General features: G+C 74.8%; 16 protein-coding genes and 1 pseudogene. 9 read left to right on the top strand and 8 right to left on the bottom strand.

Annotated features, from left to right (window positions below):
• The first annotated feature begins 109 nt into the window (after positions 1–109).
• Positions 110–586 (top strand): DUF1203 domain-containing protein, encoded by a 477-nt coding sequence (locus ACZ4SF_RS01985; protein WP_468376905.1) that lies wholly within the window; start codon positions 110–112, stop codon positions 584–586.
• Positions 587–609: 23 nt separating this feature from the next.
• Here ACZ4SF_RS01985 and ACZ4SF_RS01980 read toward each other — a convergent pair whose 3' ends face one another.
• Entirely contained in the window at positions 610–1,533 is a 924-nt protein-coding gene (locus tag ACZ4SF_RS01980) for a LysR family transcriptional regulator (RefSeq protein ID WP_468376902.1), read from the bottom strand.
• On the opposite strand from ACZ4SF_RS01980, the pseudogene ACZ4SF_RS01975 reads away from it, so the two are divergent.
• Positions 1,447–2,156: pseudogene (locus tag ACZ4SF_RS01975) on the top strand (MmyB family transcriptional regulator). The gene ACZ4SF_RS01980 and the pseudogene ACZ4SF_RS01975 overlap by 87 nt on opposite strands.
• On the opposite strand, the gene ACZ4SF_RS01970 reads toward ACZ4SF_RS01975, so the two are convergent.
• Together ACZ4SF_RS01970 and ACZ4SF_RS01965 are read right to left on the bottom strand one after the other, a co-directional pair.
• A complete protein-coding gene (locus ACZ4SF_RS01970; RefSeq protein WP_468376899.1) occupies positions 2,128–3,150 on the bottom strand; it encodes a DMT family transporter in 1,023 nt (340 codons plus the stop codon). The pseudogene ACZ4SF_RS01975 and the gene ACZ4SF_RS01970 sit on opposite strands and share 29 nt — an antisense overlap.
• Before the next feature lie 34 nt (positions 3,151–3,184).
• On the bottom strand, positions 3,185–4,135 hold the full coding sequence (locus ACZ4SF_RS01965; RefSeq protein ID WP_468376896.1) for an EamA family transporter: 951 nt from the start codon (positions 4,133–4,135) through the stop codon (positions 3,185–3,187).
• 109 nt (positions 4,136–4,244) lie between these two features.
• Between ACZ4SF_RS01965 and ACZ4SF_RS01960 the strand changes: the two genes are divergently transcribed.
• Positions 4,245–4,745 carry a MarR family winged helix-turn-helix transcriptional regulator gene (locus ACZ4SF_RS01960; RefSeq protein WP_468376893.1) on the top strand — a complete coding sequence of 167 codons (501 nt, stop codon included), beginning with the start codon at positions 4,245–4,247 and terminating at the stop codon, positions 4,743–4,745.
• Between the two features lie 215 nt (positions 4,746–4,960).
• Here ACZ4SF_RS01960 and ACZ4SF_RS01955 read toward each other — a convergent pair whose 3' ends face one another.
• The 3 genes from ACZ4SF_RS01955 to ACZ4SF_RS01945 form a co-directional block, all read right to left on the bottom strand.
• Entirely contained in the window at positions 4,961–5,242 is a 282-nt protein-coding gene (locus tag ACZ4SF_RS01955; RefSeq protein WP_468376890.1) for a hypothetical protein, read from the bottom strand.
• Between the two features lie 70 nt (positions 5,243–5,312).
• Entirely contained in the window at positions 5,313–7,403 is a 2,091-nt protein-coding gene (malQ, locus tag ACZ4SF_RS01950) for a 4-alpha-glucanotransferase (protein WP_468376887.1), read from the bottom strand.
• Entirely contained in the window at positions 7,404–7,649 is a 246-nt protein-coding gene (locus tag ACZ4SF_RS01945; RefSeq protein ID WP_468376885.1) for a hypothetical protein, read from the bottom strand. It abuts the gene before it with no gap.
• A gap of 154 nt (positions 7,650–7,803) precedes the next feature.
• Between ACZ4SF_RS01945 and ACZ4SF_RS01940 the strand changes: the two genes are divergently transcribed.
• The 5 genes from ACZ4SF_RS01940 (at position 7,804) to ACZ4SF_RS01920 (ending at position 12,490) form a co-directional block, all read left to right on the top strand.
• Entirely contained in the window at positions 7,804–8,412 is a 609-nt protein-coding gene (locus tag ACZ4SF_RS01940) for an RNA polymerase sigma factor (protein ID WP_468376882.1), read from the top strand.
• Positions 8,409–9,497: a zf-HC2 domain-containing protein gene (locus ACZ4SF_RS01935; RefSeq protein ID WP_468376879.1), complete on the top strand. Its 1,089-nt coding sequence runs from the start codon at positions 8,409–8,411 to the stop codon at positions 9,495–9,497. The genes ACZ4SF_RS01940 and ACZ4SF_RS01935 overlap by 4 nt, the downstream gene beginning before the upstream one ends.
• Positions 9,498–9,765: 268 nt before the next feature.
• Positions 9,766–10,536, top strand: coding sequence for an ABC transporter ATP-binding protein (locus ACZ4SF_RS01930; protein ID WP_468376876.1), 771 nt, complete (start codon positions 9,766–9,768; stop codon positions 10,534–10,536).
• A complete protein-coding gene (locus tag ACZ4SF_RS01925) occupies positions 10,536–11,855 on the top strand; it encodes a hypothetical protein (RefSeq protein ID WP_468376873.1) in 1,320 nt (439 codons plus the stop codon). Before ACZ4SF_RS01930 ends, ACZ4SF_RS01925 begins: the two co-directional genes overlap by 1 nt.
• 23 nt (positions 11,856–11,878) lie before the next feature.
• Entirely contained in the window at positions 11,879–12,490 is a 612-nt protein-coding gene (locus tag ACZ4SF_RS01920) for a hypothetical protein (protein WP_468376870.1), read from the top strand.
• Between the two features lie 107 nt (positions 12,491–12,597).
• Here ACZ4SF_RS01920 and ACZ4SF_RS01915 read toward each other — a convergent pair whose 3' ends face one another.
• Positions 12,598–13,134, bottom strand: a complete 537-nt coding sequence (locus ACZ4SF_RS01915) for an HNH endonuclease (protein ID WP_468376868.1) — start codon at positions 13,132–13,134, stop codon at positions 12,598–12,600.
• 316 nt (positions 13,135–13,450) lie between these two features.
• Between ACZ4SF_RS01915 and ACZ4SF_RS01910 the strand changes: the two genes are divergently transcribed.
• Entirely contained in the window at positions 13,451–14,557 is a 1,107-nt protein-coding gene (locus tag ACZ4SF_RS01910) for a mechanosensitive ion channel family protein (RefSeq protein ID WP_468376865.1), read from the top strand.
• 187 nt (positions 14,558–14,744) lie between these two features.
• Here the strand turns inward: ACZ4SF_RS01910 and ACZ4SF_RS01905 are convergent, their stop codons facing one another.
• Positions 14,745–15,176 carry a hypothetical protein gene (locus ACZ4SF_RS01905; RefSeq protein WP_468376862.1) on the bottom strand — a complete coding sequence of 144 codons (432 nt, stop codon included), beginning with the start codon at positions 15,174–15,176 and terminating at the stop codon, positions 14,745–14,747.
• Positions 15,177–15,213: the final 37 nt, after the last annotated feature.

Below are 15,213 nucleotides of genomic sequence, written 5' to 3'. Positions count from 1 at the left end.
TCTGTGCTCGGCCGCACATCCTGTGCGCGTTGCGCAGCCGGCCGGCCGGTCCCAAGGCCATGTCCGTATTCCGCCGGTCCACAGCCCGGCGGTGCGCCACGCTGGCCGCATGACGACGTACACCGCACGGCCGCTGACGCCCACGGCCCTCGGGGAACTGCGCACCTCCGACGACGCCGGCCGCCCCCTGCTCCCCTTCACCGACGACGAGGGCGGCGCACCCCTGCGCTGCTGTCTGCGCCGCAGCACACCCGGCGAGCGGATCGCCCTGGTCTCGTACGCGCCCCTGCGCCGCTGGGCGGCCGGGACGGGCGCCGACCCCGGTGCCTACGACGAGCAGGGCCCCGTCTTCATCCACGCCGACGACTGCGCCGGACCGGACACCCACGCCCTGCCCTTCACGAACGCCCACCGCACACTGCGCCGCTACTCCGCCGGCGGCCGCATCCTCGGCGGCCGCCTGGTCGAGTCCCCGGCCGCCTTCGAACCGGCCTTCGCCGAGGCCTTCGCCGACCCGGAGGTGGCACTCGTACACGTGCGGGCGGTGGAGTACGGGTGCTTCCTGTACGAGGTGCGGCGGCCGTAAGCCGTGTCCGAGCAGATCCGCCCTCAGGAGTGGTCCGCACCCGAGTGAGCACCGGCTGCGGCCGCTTCCCGCAGGGCCTGGAGTACTCGGGACACCGCCCGTCCGGTCTCCCCGCCCTTCCTCACCGCCGCCACCACGTGCCGGACCGGCCGGTCCTCCCCCAGCTCCCGCATCACCACGCCGTCGCGGCGCCCCGCGGCCATCCGGGGTACCAGGGCGACGCCCATGCCCGCCTCCACCATCGCGAGGATCGCGGTCCAGCCCGAGGCCGAGTGGCCCTGGTGGGGAGTGAAGCCGGCCGCCTCGCAGGCGCGGCGGGTGATGTCGGACCAGGGGCCGCTGCCGCCGAAGATCCACGCTTCGGCGGCGAGATCGGTGAGCCGTGGGGCGGCGGCCGATGCAAGTGGATGTCCGGGCGGGAGGGCGACGTCCAGGGGGTCGGCCAGCAGCGGCACCCTGGTGAAGCGTCCGTCGGTCGCGTCGGGTGCCTGCGCCGCCAGGGACAGGGCGAGATCCACCTCCCCGGCCGTCAGCAGCTCGTACGCCTCGGCGGCCTCCGCCTCCCGGACGCGTACGTTCACTCCGGGGTGCGCGGTCAGCAGCGCCCGTACTGCCGGTACGACCAGCGCCGGGACCGCCGTCGAGAAGGCCGCGACCCGGACCTCTCCGGCCTCGCCCTGAAGGTAGGCCGCCAACTCGGCTTCGGCGGACTCCAGTTGCTCGAAGACGGGTTCGGTGTGCCGCAGCACCAGCCGGGCGGCGTCGGTGAGCCGGACCCGGCGGCCGTGGGCCTCCAGCAGGGGCACGCCGAGTTGGGCGGCGAGGTTGGTGAGCTGCTGGGACACCGCGGACGGGGTCATGTGCAGGGCCTCGGCCGTCGCGGTGACGGTGCCCCGCTCGCGCAGGGTGCGCAGTATGCGCAGCTTCCTCAGGTCCCACTCGGCCATGCCGGCACGCTACAGGCCGGCCTGCGGCACCACCGGCACGCTACAGGCCGGCCTGCGGCACCATCGGCACGGCTGCGCACCGGCCTCGCACGGCGCCGGTACCGCTACGCCCCGGCCTTCCGGGGCGACCGGGTTCGCCGTGCTCCAGTCCTCCTCGCCGCGCCCCTCGCGGAGTGCGGTGGAGAAGAGGGACAGGACGGCGTCGAGGAGCGGGTGCGGGTGCCGGCCCGCTGCACCTTCCTGCATCCGGCCGCACGCCGTCTGTACGGCAACTGGGAGGAGGTCGCGGCGGCCACCGTCGCCCATCTGCGCGCGGCGGCAGGCCGCCGTCCGAACGCTCCCGACGTCACGGGGATCGTCGGGGAACTCGTCGTGAAGAGCGAGAGTTCGCGGCCCTGGGGCAGCGCTACGAGGTGCGCAGCCGTACCCATGGCCGCAAGTGTTTCGCGCATCCGTCCACCGGCACCATGACGCTCGGCTACGAGGCGTACGAGATCGCCCGCACCGACGGGCACCGGCTGATCGTGTACCAGGCCGAGCCCCACGGCCCCGACCACGATGCGATGGTCCTGCTCGGGATGGCGGACCCGGCCGTCACCGACGGGAGCCCGCGCCCAGCATGACCCCGCCCAGGATCAGCGCCATGCACAGGAGCTGGGGCCCGGTGGTGGTCTCGCCGAGCAGCGCCCAGGAGAGCAGGGCCATGCAGACGGGCTGGAGGTAGTAGACGATGCCCGCCCGGACGGCGCCGATCAGCGCGATGGCCTTGTTCCAGGCGAAGAAGGCGAGCGCGGAGGAGGCCACGCCGACGTAGAGGAGGGGCAGGACCGTGCCGGGGGCCGGGCGGAAGCCGCCCTGGAGGGTGAGGCTCGCCGCTTGTGCGGGCAGCAGCAGGACCGTGCCGGCGAGGAACGTGGTGAACAGGAACGCGGTGCCGCCGAGTTCGGCCGGCCGGCGGCGCAGCAGGGCGCTGTAGCCGGCGAAGCAGCAGGCGGCGGCGAGCATCCACAGGGCACCGGCGGAGAAGCCCGCGCCGCCGCCGACGAGCAGCGTGACGCCCGCGCAGGCCAGGAGCAGCCCGGTGGTGCGCCGCGCCCCCAGCCGTACACCGCCCAGCCGCTCGGACACCGCCATGAGCACCGGCGAGGCGGCCATGACCATGCCCATGGTGGCGGCCGGGGTGCTCAGAGCCGCCTGGTTCACCAGGGTGTTGTAGACGGCCACGCCGAGGAGCGAGGCGGGCAGGACGTAGCGGCCGTGCCGGCGGATCAGCGCCCGCTGCCGCCAGGCCTGCCGGGCGCCGAAGGGGGCGACGGCGATGAGGGCGATCACCCAGCGCCAGAAGGCTTGCTGGACGGGCGGGACGCTGTCGTGCAGGCCGCGGGCGGTGACGAAACTGCCGGACCACACGACCGTGGCGAGCGCGGCACAGGCGAGCCCGAGCAGGGGGGTGGCGGCCCGGCGCGGGCCGGTGGTGGCGGGCGCGGTGGTGGCAGCCGGGGCGGGGGCGGCCGGTGCGGTGGTTGAGGCGGCCGGTGCGGTGGTTGAGGCGGCCGGGGCAGTGGTTGAGGCGGCCGGGGCAGTGGCGGTGGGGGTCCGGTGCGCGACTGCGGTCACAGGGGTCCTTTCCTGAGCGGTGGTGGCTGTGCCTTTACCGTCGCAGGGCGGGAACCGTCAGGTCCATCGAATCATTTCGACCAGTCTTTTCAGCAAACCTGAACGATCGACGACGGCCGCCGGTGAACTGTCCGGCCAGCGTCGCGGCGAGGGCCAGCGCCATACCGGCCGTCTGCACCGGCGTGAGGGCCTGGCCGAGGGCCGCCCACCCGACGACCGCCGCGGTCAGCGGGGACAGCGGACCGAGGAAGCCGGCCTGCGTGGCGGTGAGCCGGCCGATGCCGCGGAACCAGAGCCAGTAGCCGACGGCCGTGTTGACCAGGGCGAGGTAGAGGTAGCCGCCGACGGCGGGGGCGTCGAGGGCCGGCGGGGCACCCTCGGCCAGGAACGCCACCGGCGCGATGAGCAGACCGCCCGCGGTGAGCTGCCAGCCGGTGAGCGCCAGCGGGCCGACGCCCTCGGGGCGGCCCCAGCGCTTGGTCAGCACGGTCCCGGCGGCCATCGAGCCGGTGGAGGCGACGGCCGCGAGAACGCCGACGAGGTCGAGCGCGCCGGCCCCCTTCAGCACGACGAGACTGACGCCGAACGCGGCCACCAGCCCGGTGAGCAGGGTGCGCGGCGCCGGGCGCTGCCCGAGCAGCAGCACCGAGAGCCCGACGACGAACAGCGGCCCGGCCGAGCCGACGACCGCGGCCATCCCGCCGGGCAGCCGGTACGCCGCGACGAACAGCAGCGGGAAGAAGGCGCCGATGTTCAGCGCCCCCAGGACGGCCGCCTTGGCCCACCAGATGCCGCGGGGCAGCACCCGGGTGAGGGCGAGCAGCAGCAGACCGGCGGGGAGGGCCCGCATCAGGGCGGTGAACAGGGGGCGGTCCGGTGGCAGGAACTCGGTGGTGACCGCATAGGTGGTGCCCCAGGAGACGGGGGCGAGTGCGGTGAGGGCGATGACGGCGGCGGTCGTGGTGGCCGGGCGGCTGGTGGCCATGGCGGGGCCCCTTCCTAGGACTAGGTCAGCGCTAAGTAGCTTAGCAGCAAGCTACTTAGTTACAAGTGGCTTTCTTGCGAACCACCGGAATGGGGTCGATACTCTCCGCATGCAGCAACAGCCCGCCGACCCCGTGGATGCGATCGTCGAGCAGTGGGCCCGGGTCCGCCCCGACCTCGACACCCGGGCGATGGAGGTCTTCGGCCGGATCTTCCGGCTCTCGCGCACGATGGGCGACCGGATGGAGAAGGCCTACAAGCCGTACGGCATCTCGCGCGGCGAATTCGACGTCCTTGCCACCCTGCGCCGCTCCGGCGAGCCGTACACCCTCTCGCCGCGCCAGTTGTCGGCCACCCTCATGCTCACCACCGGCGGGATGACCGGCCGCCTCGACAAGCTGGAGCGGGCCGGCCTGCTGCGCCGCTCCCCCGACCCGCACGACCGGCGCGGCCTCCAGGTGACCCTCACCGAGGAGGGGCTGCGCCTGATCGACGAGGCGGTCGGCGCGGGACTGGCGGAGGAGAGCGCCGCACTGTCCGCCCTGAACACCGAACGGGCCGGCCAGCTGGCCGACCTGTTGCGCGAGTTGCTGGACGCGACGGCCGAGTAGCCCTTCCGGGGCGTCCGTCCCGTGCCGGGTGCCGTCGGGGGCCCCGGTTCACGGGGCCGGGTGCCGTTCGGGGGCCTCGGTTCCGGAGGCCGGGTGCCGTTCGGGGCCTGGGCCGGGCGCGCGAAAACGCCGGGGGCGCCGGTCTCACCCGGGTACGGCGTGTGCGCGTACCGGCGGGAGGAGCGGCGCCCCCGGCGAACGGAAGGGCAGTCCGGTCAGGCCTTGGCCCGGGCGTCGGACTTGACGTTGATGTTGGACGAGGTGGTGTCCTTCTTGTTCCGGGACTTGTCCAGCACCATCGTCAGGCCGGCGATGACCAGGAACAGCACCACCGGAAGGATGACGTAGAGGCCCAGCGTCTCGATGACGCTCAGGCCCGGACCGGGGTCGTCACCGTCGTCGCGGGTCAGCGCGAGCGCGGGGGACGACATGAGCAGCATCATCAGCGTCGTACCGGCGGCCAGGGCGCCGGCGCGCAGGGCGTTCTTCTTGTCCACGGAATCAAGTTAGCGAACCCTTCTCGGAGCCGCGCGCCCGGGGTGCCCTACCGATGCGGCGCGAGGGACCTCACCGGCCTGACCGAAGCACCTCGAGAAGTCCCTTCAGCCGTCCCGAGTCCACCAGCTCCTCCAGGGGCACCGGCCTGCCCCGCCGGTCCGCGACCGGCAGCCGCCAGTTCGGGTACTGGTCCCACGTGCCCGGCAGGTTCTGCGGGCGGCGGTCACCGATGCCGTCCGGCAGCCAGACACCGATCAGGCGGGCGGGAGTGCGCAGCAGGAAGCGGTGGACGGCACGGATCTCCTCCTCCTCGTCGGAGCCGGGCGGTCCGGCCGCCGCTCTGTCCAGCAGCCCGAGGCTGCCGAGCAGGGCGAGCCACTCGGCGGCGTCGGCCGTGGCCTCGGCGCGTTCCTCGGTGGCCGGGCGGGTGAGCAGGCCGAGGCGGTCGCGCAGGTCGACGTGGTCACCGGTGAGGCGGGCGGCGGTGGGCGGCAGGTCGTGCGTGGTGGCGGTGGCCAGGCAGTCGGCGCGCCACCGATCCGGGGGCAGCGGGCGGCCGTCGCCCTCCCAGTCGCGCTCGAACCAGAGCACGGAGGTGCCGAGCACGCCGCGCCGCTGGAGCGTCTCGCGCACGCCGGGCTCGACGGTGCCGAGGTCCTCGCCGATCACGACGGCTCCGGCCCGGTGGGCCTCCAGGGCGAGGACGGCGAGCATGGCGTCCGCGTCGTAGTGGACGTAGGTGCCCTCGGTGGGCGGGCTGCCCTGGGGGACCCACCAGAGCCGGAACAGGCCCATGACGTGGTCGATGCGCAGGGCGCCGGCGTAGCGGAAGAGGGCGCGCAGGAGGTCGCGGTAGGGGGCGTGGCCGGATGCGGCGAGGCGGTCGGGGCGCCAGGGCGGCAGGCCCCAGTCCTGGCCGCGGGCGTTGAAGGCGTCGGGCGGGGCGCCGACGGACATGCCGGCGGCGTACACGTCCTGCTGGGCCCAGGCGTCGGCGCCGGCGGGGTGCACGCCGACGGCGAGGTCGTGCACGATCCCGACGGGCATGCCTGCCTCGCGGGCGGCGCGCTGGGCGGCGCGGAGCTGGCCGTCGGTGAGCCAGGCGAGGCGGGTGTGGAAGGCGACGCGGTCGGCGAGGGCGGTGCGGGCGCGGGCGGTCGCCGCCGAGCGGGGGTCGCGCAGGCCGTCCGGCCAGGTGCGCCAGTCGGAGCCGTGCAGCTCGGCGAGGGCGTACCAGGTGGCGTGGTCGTCGAGGGCCTGTCCGTGTGCGGCGCGGAAGGCGTCGTAGGCGGCTTGGCGGCCGGGGCCGAGGGGGACGGCCAGGACCGCTTCCAGTGCCTCGCGCTTCAGTTCCCAGACGGCGTCCCGGTCGATGAGGGCGCCTTTGTCGAGGACGGCGGTGCGCAGCCGTCCGGCCCGCCGCAGCAGCTCGCTCAGCCGTTCGCGGTCCTCGGCGTAGGCGTACTCGGGGATGTCCTCGATGCGCAGGTGGACGGGGTCGGGGAAGCGGCGGGAGGAGGGGCGGTAGGGGGAGGGGTCGGTGGGGGCGCCGGGTACGGCCGCGTGCAGCGGGTTGACCTGGACGAATCCGGCGCCGGCGGTGCGTCCGGCCCAGCCGGCCAGCTCGGCGAGGTCGGCGAGGTCGCCCATGCCCCAGGAGCGGTGGGAGAGCAGGGAGTACAGCTGGACGAGGAGGCCGTAGGAGCGGCCGGGCGGGGCGGGCAGCCGGTCCGGGGCGACGACGTAGGACGCCTCACCGGTGCGCCCGTCGGGGGCGGTGGCGGTCAGCCGGTGGACGCCGAGCGGGAGGTCCGCGGTTCCGTCCCGGTCCGCTCCGTCCTCGGTCTCGACGCGCAGCCGGGTGCCGGCGGGCAGGGCGGTGAGGGCGGCGGGGGGCTCGTCGCCGGCCCACTGGACCACGGTCGGCGGCAGCAGGCGCTCGCGCAGTTCGCGTTCCCGGGCGGCGAGGGCGATACGGACGGCGTCCGGGCCGGTCGCGTCGACGCCGAGGGCGGCGAGGGCGGCGGTCACGGCGGAGGCGGGGACCTGGACGGTGCGGTCCGGGGCGGGGCGGTAGGAGGTGGCGACGCCGTGCAGCCCGGCGAGCCGGGCGAGGTCCGCGGAGTGCCTGTCGGGGGGCTCGTCGTGCGCCGCGGCCATCTACAGCCCCGGCGCGTAGAAGTCCGGGACCGGGTCGGACTCGCTGGTCAGCGGGGCGGCCTCGGCGAGCGGGGGCTCGCTGGTCAGGGGCTCGGCGTCGGGCAGCGGCGGCTCGCTGGTCAGCGGCGTCTGGGCGCATGCGCTCTCCGCGCTGAAGACGCACGCCTGCATCTCGTCGGTCTCGGCGGACGGGTCCGCCACGGGTTTGAGCTGGGCCGGGATCGTGAGTCGAGCCGGTGCGGCCACGGAGGCCTCCTTGTCGGTGCGCCGATGCTTCGGCTTTGGACGGGTTACGGCAGGCCTACCCAGGGATGCCGTCGCCACGCCAGGCAAACCCGGGCCGGAGTGATCCGGCAGCGGTCCGCCGGTCGATAGAGGGGGTGTGAGACTGTTCCGCCCCATGGGGGGCCAGCGGAAGAACGAGGACGGGACCGGCGGGGACGCGGCCCTGCTCCGGGCCGTCGCGCAAGGTGACGCGACGGCGATGGCCGACCTGTACGACCGGCACGCCGGATGGCTGCACGCGCGGCTGACGCGGCGCTGCGCGGATCCCGAGCTGGTGCGGGAGGTGCTGCAGGACACGTTCGTCACGGTGTGGCGGTCGGCGGCCGGGCACCACGGGCAGGAGGCCGGCGGCTGGCTGTGGACGATTGCGGCGCGCCGGCTGGTCGACGCGCGGCGGGCGCAGGAGCGGACCGCGCGGGTGGCGGCGCCGCTGCCGGAGCCGGAGTCCGCCCGGCGGTACGAGCCCGCCGCGGCGCCGTCCGCCGAGGACCGGGTGCTGGCGGGGCTGGAGTACGGCGATGTCGGTACGGCGCTGGACCGGATCTCGCCCGAGCTGCGCGCGGTGCTGCGGGCGACGGTCGTCGACGGGCTGAGCACCCGTGACGCGGCCCGGCTGCTCGGCATACCGGAGGGCACGGTCAAGTCCCGGGCCCGCCGGGCTCGTGCGGAACTGCGGGAAGCACTCGCCCAGTTGAACCCGTCCCCGCTGGGAGGCACGGCATGACGAACCGCGAGAGGCAGCACTGGCACGCCTCCGAGGACCTGGCCGCCCGTTATGCCGACGGCGTCCTGCCGGAGGCGGACGCGTGGTCCCTGGAGAAGCATCTGGAGGGCTGCACGGCCTGTGCGTCCCGGGTGTCGGCCGCGGTGCGCGGTACGGCGGCGGCCACGGTGCTCGCGCAGGTACGGGCGGCGGTACTGGATTCCGCCCCCGCCCCGGCAACGGCACCGGCACCGGCACCGGCACCGGCGGCCGCCGTACCGGCGGAGCGGCCGTCCGTCGGGGCGACCGTCCGGCCGGGGCCGTTCCGGCCGGACGGCAAGGTGACCGGGAAACCCGCGCCGTCCCGCCCGTCGGCCGCGGCAGCCGGGAGCCCCGCGCCGTCCCGGCCGACCGGCAAGGCGATCGGAGGGCCCGCACCGTCCCGGCCGACCGGCAAGGCGATCGGAGGGCCCGGGCCGTCCCGGCCGGTCCGGCTGCTGTGGGCCGCCGGGCCCGCCGTGCGCGGGGCGTGGCTGCCGGCCGTGCTGGGCGTGGCCCTGGGTGCGCTGGCCCTGTCGTACGGGGCCGGTATCCCGGGGGTACGGGCGCTGCTGCTGGCCGTCGCTCCGCTGGTGCCCGTGGCTGGGGTGGCCCTGTCCTACGGTCCGCACGCCGACCCGTTGCACGAGGTGGCCGCGGCCACACCGGGCGGGGGGCTGCGGCTGGCGCTGACCCGTACGGTCGCCGTGCTCGCGGTGAGCCTGCCGCTGCTGACGTTCACCGGGCTGCTGCTGCCGGCCTCGGGCGCCCCGGCCGCGGCGGCCTGGCTGCTGCCCGGGCTGGCGCTGGCGCTGGCCTCGCTGGCCCTGGCCTCCTTCGTCGGGTGCCGGGCGGCGGCCGGGGTCACGGGCGGCGGCTGGCTGTGCGCCGTGCTGTCACCGGTGGCCGTCGCGCCGGGCGGCACGGCGACCGCACGGCTGGCCGAGCAGCTCTCCCGCTGCCTCGACGGCACGGCCGCGCAGAGCGCGTGGGCGGCGGCGGCCGTCCTGAGCGCGGTCCTGCTGACCGCGCGCCGTCCGGCGTACGAGCGCCCGCTGCGCCCGTGACGGCGCTCTTCGCTCTTCCTTCCTGACCACACACCGGGACCCGCCACCACCGTGGCCCCGGACCCCGCTCCTCGCTCCTCCCCCCTGACCACACACCGGGACCCGCCACCACCGTGGCCCCGGACCCCGCTCCTCGCTCCTCCCCCCTGACCACACACCGGGACCCACCACCACCGTGGCCCCAGACCCCCCGCTCCTCGCTCCTCCCCCCTGACCACACACCGGGACCCACCGCCACCGTGGTCCCGGACCCCGCTCCTGGAGAGACATGACGTCCATACGTGTGACCGGCCTGCGGGTCCGGCACCGCAAGACCCTCGCCCTCGACTCGCTCGACCTGGCTCTCGGCACCGGTGTGCACGGGCTGCTCGGGCCGAACGGGGCCGGGAAGACCTCGCTGATCCGGGTGCTGGCCACGGTGGCGCGGCCGGACGCCGGCCGGGTGGAGTTGCTCGGCGAGGACATCGCCGGCCACCGCGGCCTGGCCGGGGTGCGGCGCCGGCTGGGTTATCTGCCGCAGGAGTTCGGCTACTACCCGGGCTTCACCGTGCGGGAGTTCGTGGCCTACGTGGCCTGGCTGAAGGAGATGCCGGCGGCACGGGTGCCGGCGGCCGTGGAGCGGGCGGTGGCCCGGGTGGGCCTCGCGGACCGCATCGACGCCAAGGTCCGCACGCTGTCCGGCGGCATGGTCCGCCGGGTCGGCATCGCGCAGGCCGTCGTCAACGACCCCGCCGTGCTGCTGCTGGACGAGCCGACCGCCGGCCTGGACCCGGAGCAGCGGGTGGAGTTCCGCGAGCTGCTGCGCGAACTGGGTGCCTCGGCGACCGTCGTGGTCTCCACCCACCTGGTGGAGGACGTGGCCGCCGCCTGCACCGAGGTGACCCTGCTGGACGCGGGCCGGATCGCGTACCGGGGCACGCCCGAGGCGCTCACCCTGCTCGGCGAGACGTCCGGCGGACCGGGCGACCATCCGATCGAGCGCGGGTACACGGCGGCGCTGCGGGCGCACCGGGCCCCGGGTGCGCGGGAGGCGGTGTGATGGCCGTCGTCACCGAACCGAAGGCGCCGGCGCGGGCGCGGGCGCCGCATCCGCTGCGGGCCGAGTGGGTGCGCGGTTTCGCGCCGTGGGCCGGGGTCGCGGTGCTGCTGACGCTGGGCGCCCCGCTGTGCGGCAAGGCGGAGCAGTGGCAGGGCGGGTGGGCGGAGACCGCGGAGCAGGTGCACACCGCGATGCTCATCACCCTTCCGCTGGCCGCGGCGGCGGGCTGCTGGCAGGGCGGCCGGGAGCGGCGGCGCGGTACCGGGGACCTGTGGGCGACGACCGTACGGCCGCCGCTGACCCGCCTGCTGGTCGCGGCGCTGCCCGTGGCGGTGTGGGTGGCCGTCGGCTATCTGCTCGTGGCGGCCGGAGCGCTGCTCGCCACCTGGCCCTACGCTCAGGGCGACCGCCCTCACCTGGTGCTGCTGCCGGGGGACACGGCCACCATGGCGGCGGGCGCGCTGGCCGGGCATGTGGTGGGCCGGGTGGTGCCCATGCGGCTGATGGCGCCCCTGCTGGCGATCGGCGGGTACGTCGGACTCGGCATCATGACGGCCGACGGCTCGGAGGCCGGCCGCGCCCTGAGTCCGACCACGTCGTCGCTGAACGGCGGGCTGCCGGTGTGGTGGCAGTCGTTCGCCATGGCCGCGTGGACGGGCGGGCCGGCGGTCGCCGCCGCGCTGGCGTACGCGGCCCGGCGCCGGGTGACGGCCCTGCTCCCGCTGGCGGCCGCGCTGTCCGCGGGCGCCCTGCTCGCGCAGACCGGGGACGGCCTCTGGCACACCGACCCGCTCGGCCGCCGCCAGGTGTGCGACACCTCCGTGGCCCCGGCGGTCTGTGTCAACGCCCGGTACGCCGGGATGCTCCCGCAGGTCAGTGACGCCCTGTCGGGGGTCACGGGGAAGCTGGAGGGGGTGCGGAACCTGCCGGTGCGCTGGGCGGGCCACGACGGTGAGCCGCACGCCGACGAGGCCGCACTGCCGGGCATCACGCTGGGCTGGTCGGTCGTACGGGGGCGGCTGACCGATCCGGAGCAGTTCGCGTGGGAGGCCGTCGCCGCGCTCGAGGGGTACGACTGCCCCGAGTCCGCGAGGACCACCCGCGTGATGTGGGCGGACGACGCGGTGGAGTTCTACCTCGCGCCGAACACGCTGCAGAAGAGCGGCAAGGTGCCCGGGGACGGCCCGGACGAGGAACGCAAGCTCCTTGCCGCCCGGGCCAGGCTCGCCGGGATGGACGAGCACGAGCGCCGGGAGTGGCTGTCGGCGTACTTCGCGGCCCGCGCGGCCTGCGACCCGAAGGGGGTTCCCGCACTGTGACGACGACCCACGCTCCCCGCCCTGTGACGACGACCCGCGGCCCCCTGCTCTACGCCCGCTCCCGGGCGCTCCCTCTCACGGTGGCCGCGCTAGCCGGTACGGCTGCCTTCGCGGCCTGGGCGGCCGGCCGGCTGGACGCCTATCTCGATCCCGACCGCCGGGTGCCGATCGTCGCGCTGGCGCCGCTGCTGGCGTCGGCGGTGATCGGGGCGAGCCTGTACAGCGCGTCGGACGAGCTGGACCGCACGGCCGTACGCCCCTGGTGGCCCCGCCGGCTGGTCCAGCTGGCGGCTCTGACCGCACTGGCCGCACTGCTGATCACACCGGCCGTACTCGGCCACATGGAGACCTTCGGGCCGCCCGCCGTCCTCCGCAACACCCTGGGGTGTACGGGTCTCACGGCGACGGCGGCCGTGCTCCTGGGTGCCCGCCTGAGCTGGCTGCCCGCGTTCGGCTACGTCACCGCCGTCTACCTGGGCTCCACCGCCGCCCACGGCCGCGCGGCCACGGTGTGGGCGTGGCCGACGCAGCCGGGCGCCCAGCCCGGCGCGTGGGCGGCGGCGCTGACGGCGTTCGTGGTGGGGGCGAGTCTGTACGCGGTGCGCGGTGCCCGCGCGGAGGGTCCGCGCGGCTGAGACACCGCAAGGCGACTCCGGCCCGAAGGGGCGCGGGAACTGCACGCAGCCCCGCGCACCCACGGCACGACCACGCCCCGTCCGCACATACGACCGGCCCGGAGCGACTAGGCAGAGATGCCGTCGATCCGGGCCATGGCGTCGTCCGCGCCGTACGGCTGCAAGTAGGGCAACCAGCGCGGATCCCGGTGGCCGGTGCCGATGATGCGCCAGGCCAGGCCGGTCGGCGGAGCCGGTTTGTGCCGCAGCCGCCAGCCCAGCTCGACGAGGTGGCGGTCTGCCTTCACGTGGTTGCAGCGGCGGCAGGAGGCCACCACGTTGTCCCAGACGTGCTTGCCCCCGCGACTGCGCGGGATGACGTGGTCGACGCTGGTTGCGACGCCACCGCAGTACATGCACCGGCCCCCGTCCCGCGCGAAGAGCGCACGACGGGTAAGAGGAACGGGCCCCCGATAGGGAACCCGGACGAATCGCTTGAGCCGGACCACGCTGGGTGCGGGGACTGTGACGGTCGCGCTGTGCATATAGGCGCCGGATTCCTCCAGGGAGATGGCCTTGTTCTCCAGGACGAGGACGAGCGCGCGGCGGAGCGGTACGACGCCGAGCGGCTCGTACGACGCGTTGAGGACCAGGACGTGCGGCACGGGTGCCTCCTTGGGCGTCGGCGGCGCGTGGCTCGCGCCGGGACGATCTGCAGTCAGTCTCCCCTCATGCCTGGTGGTAGCGCCACCATGTCCCGGTAACGGGCTGGGAGTGTTTTCGACCACACCTGATGCATCCCCCGGGGCATGGCCGGTTCAAGCCCGCGTGAGCCGTGTCTCTCCTTCGCGCCTCCTGCGCGGATCGGCACGAGCCACTCACAATGCCCCGTTAGTGTGGTGGTCCTGTCCGTCCGGTGACCTTTTCGTGACCTTGACCGCCCGCCGGTACGGACCGCGCAGCACCTGGGAGGTACCTGCCGTGTCGACCTTGCCCGCCGTCCTGCCGGCCGCCGGTGCATCGCCGTCCCCGTCGCCGTCGCCCGCGCAGTCGACGACCCCGGCCGTGCCGACGCTCCAGGACGCCCAGGAGAGTGCGACGAACGCGGCGAGCTGGGTCGAGCAGAACTGGTCGACGTGGCTCGCGATGGGTCTGCAGATCCTGCTGGTGCTGGTCGTGGCGTTCGCGCTCAGAGCGGTGGTGCGGCGGGCGATCACCAAGCTGATAGACCGGATGAACCGCACCGTGCAGGCCGTGGACGGCACCGCGCTGGGCGGGCTGCTGGTCAACGCCGAGCGGCGGCGGCAGCGGGCCGCGGCGATCGGCTCGGTGCTGCGCTCGGTGGCGAGCTTCGTGATCCTGGGTACGGCCGGGCTGATGGTGCTCTCCACCTTCAAGATCGACCTGGCGCCGCTGCTGGCATCCGCCGGTGTCGCGGGTGTGGCGATCGGTTTCGGCGCGCGGAACCTGGTCACCGACTTCCTGTCCGGCGTGTTCATGATCCTGGAGGACCAGTACGGCGTCGGTGACGTGATCGACGCGGGTGTGGCCTCCGGCGAGGTGATCGAGGTCGGGCTGCGGGTGACCAAGCTGCGCGGCGACAACGGGGAGATCTGGTACGTCCGCAACGGCGAGGTCAAGCGGATCGGCAACCTGTCGCAGGGCTGGGCGACGGCCGGGGTCGACGTGACCGTGAAGGCGAGCGAGGACCTGGACAAGGTCAAGGCCACGCTGGACGAGGTCGCCGAGAAGATGAGCAAGGAAGAGCCCTGGAACGAGCTGCTGTGGGGCCCGGTCGAGGTGCTCGGCCTGGACTCGGTGCTGATCGACTCCATGGTGGTCCGGGTCTCGGCCAAGACCATGCCGGGCAAGTCGGTGACGGTCGAGCGCGAGATGCGCTGGCGCATCAAGCGGGCGTTCGACGCGGCGAGCATCCGCATCGTGGGCGGTGCGACGGCGACGGAGGACCTGGAGGACACCCCGGATCCGACGGCGGCGGTGGCCGCGCCGTCGGCGTACTCCAACGCGGACTCCCCCCAGACCAGGGCGACGGCCCCGCTCGTCCCGCCCCCGGCTGCCGGCAAGTAGCGAACGAAACGTTCAGCACGCTCGTCCGAGCGAGCACACGGGGCATTCCGGCGCACGGGGTGCCCCGTCGTTGCGCCGGGGAGGGCGAGTCCCGCCGGCCCTCCTCCTCCCGGCGCGCACGGGGTGCCCCGTCGTTGCGCCGGGTGGGGGTCGAGCCCGGCCGGCCCCTCCCGGCCCGCTCCCTTCGTCAGCGGTCGAGCGGCCCGCAGGCAAGCCGGTAGGCCTCGCGGAGCCACGCTTCCTCGCCGGGGTCGTGGCCGCAGCCGATGGAGTCGGTCCGGGTGGGAGTGAGCCACGTGGTGACGCTGCCGTAGTGCAGCCCGTCGGGGCACTTCACGGCGAAGCTCGCCTCCACGACCTTCACGCCCTCCGTGGTGGCGAAGCGGCCGGCGCCGTCGGAGTCGATCCGCTGGGGCCGCTGCGCATGGTGGACGGTGCTCTCTCCCGGAAGCATCAGGTCGTCCGGCTCGTAGCCCAGGTGCCGCGCGAGCGAGGCCACCACCTGCCGGTGGGGGACGTCCGCGCCGTTGGTCATGATCCGGGCGTCCACCACGCGCAGGGGCACGTTCCGGAAGGTGGTCCATCCGTCGTCCTTGCCGGGCGTGATTACCGCAGACATCCCGATCAGCCGCGTCTCCTGCAGCACACGGCCCCAG

The organism is Streptomyces sp. NPDC027663 (assembly GCF_055566415.1).
The sequence above is the reverse complement of the archived record's forward strand: the minus strand, read 5'-3'. Positions and strand labels throughout refer to the sequence as shown.

Coding starts and splice junctions, on each gene's coding strand:
- ACZ4SF_RS01985 (WP_468376905.1), top strand. CDS start 110: ATGACGACGTACACCGCACGGCCGCTGACGCCCACGGCCCTCGGGGAA.
- ACZ4SF_RS01980 (WP_468376902.1), bottom strand. CDS start 1,533: ATGGCCGAGTGGGACCTGAGGAAGCTGCGCATACTGCGCACCCTGCGC.
- ACZ4SF_RS01965 (WP_468376896.1), bottom strand. CDS start 4,135: ATGGCCACCAGCCGCCCGGCCACCACGACCGCCGCCGTCATCGCCCTC.
- ACZ4SF_RS01960 (WP_468376893.1), top strand. CDS start 4,245: ATGCAGCAACAGCCCGCCGACCCCGTGGATGCGATCGTCGAGCAGTGG.
- malQ (WP_468376887.1), bottom strand. CDS start 7,403: ATGGCCGCGGCGCACGACGAGCCCCCCGACAGGCACTCCGCGGACCTC.
- ACZ4SF_RS01940 (WP_468376882.1), top strand. CDS start 7,804: ATGGGGGGCCAGCGGAAGAACGAGGACGGGACCGGCGGGGACGCGGCC.
- ACZ4SF_RS01935 (WP_468376879.1), top strand. CDS start 8,409: ATGACGAACCGCGAGAGGCAGCACTGGCACGCCTCCGAGGACCTGGCC.
- ACZ4SF_RS01930 (WP_468376876.1), top strand. CDS start 9,766: ATGACGTCCATACGTGTGACCGGCCTGCGGGTCCGGCACCGCAAGACC.
- ACZ4SF_RS01925 (WP_468376873.1), top strand. CDS start 10,536: ATGGCCGTCGTCACCGAACCGAAGGCGCCGGCGCGGGCGCGGGCGCCG.
- ACZ4SF_RS01905 (WP_468376862.1), bottom strand. CDS start 15,176: ATGTCTGCGGTAATCACGCCCGGCAAGGACGACGGATGGACCACCTTC.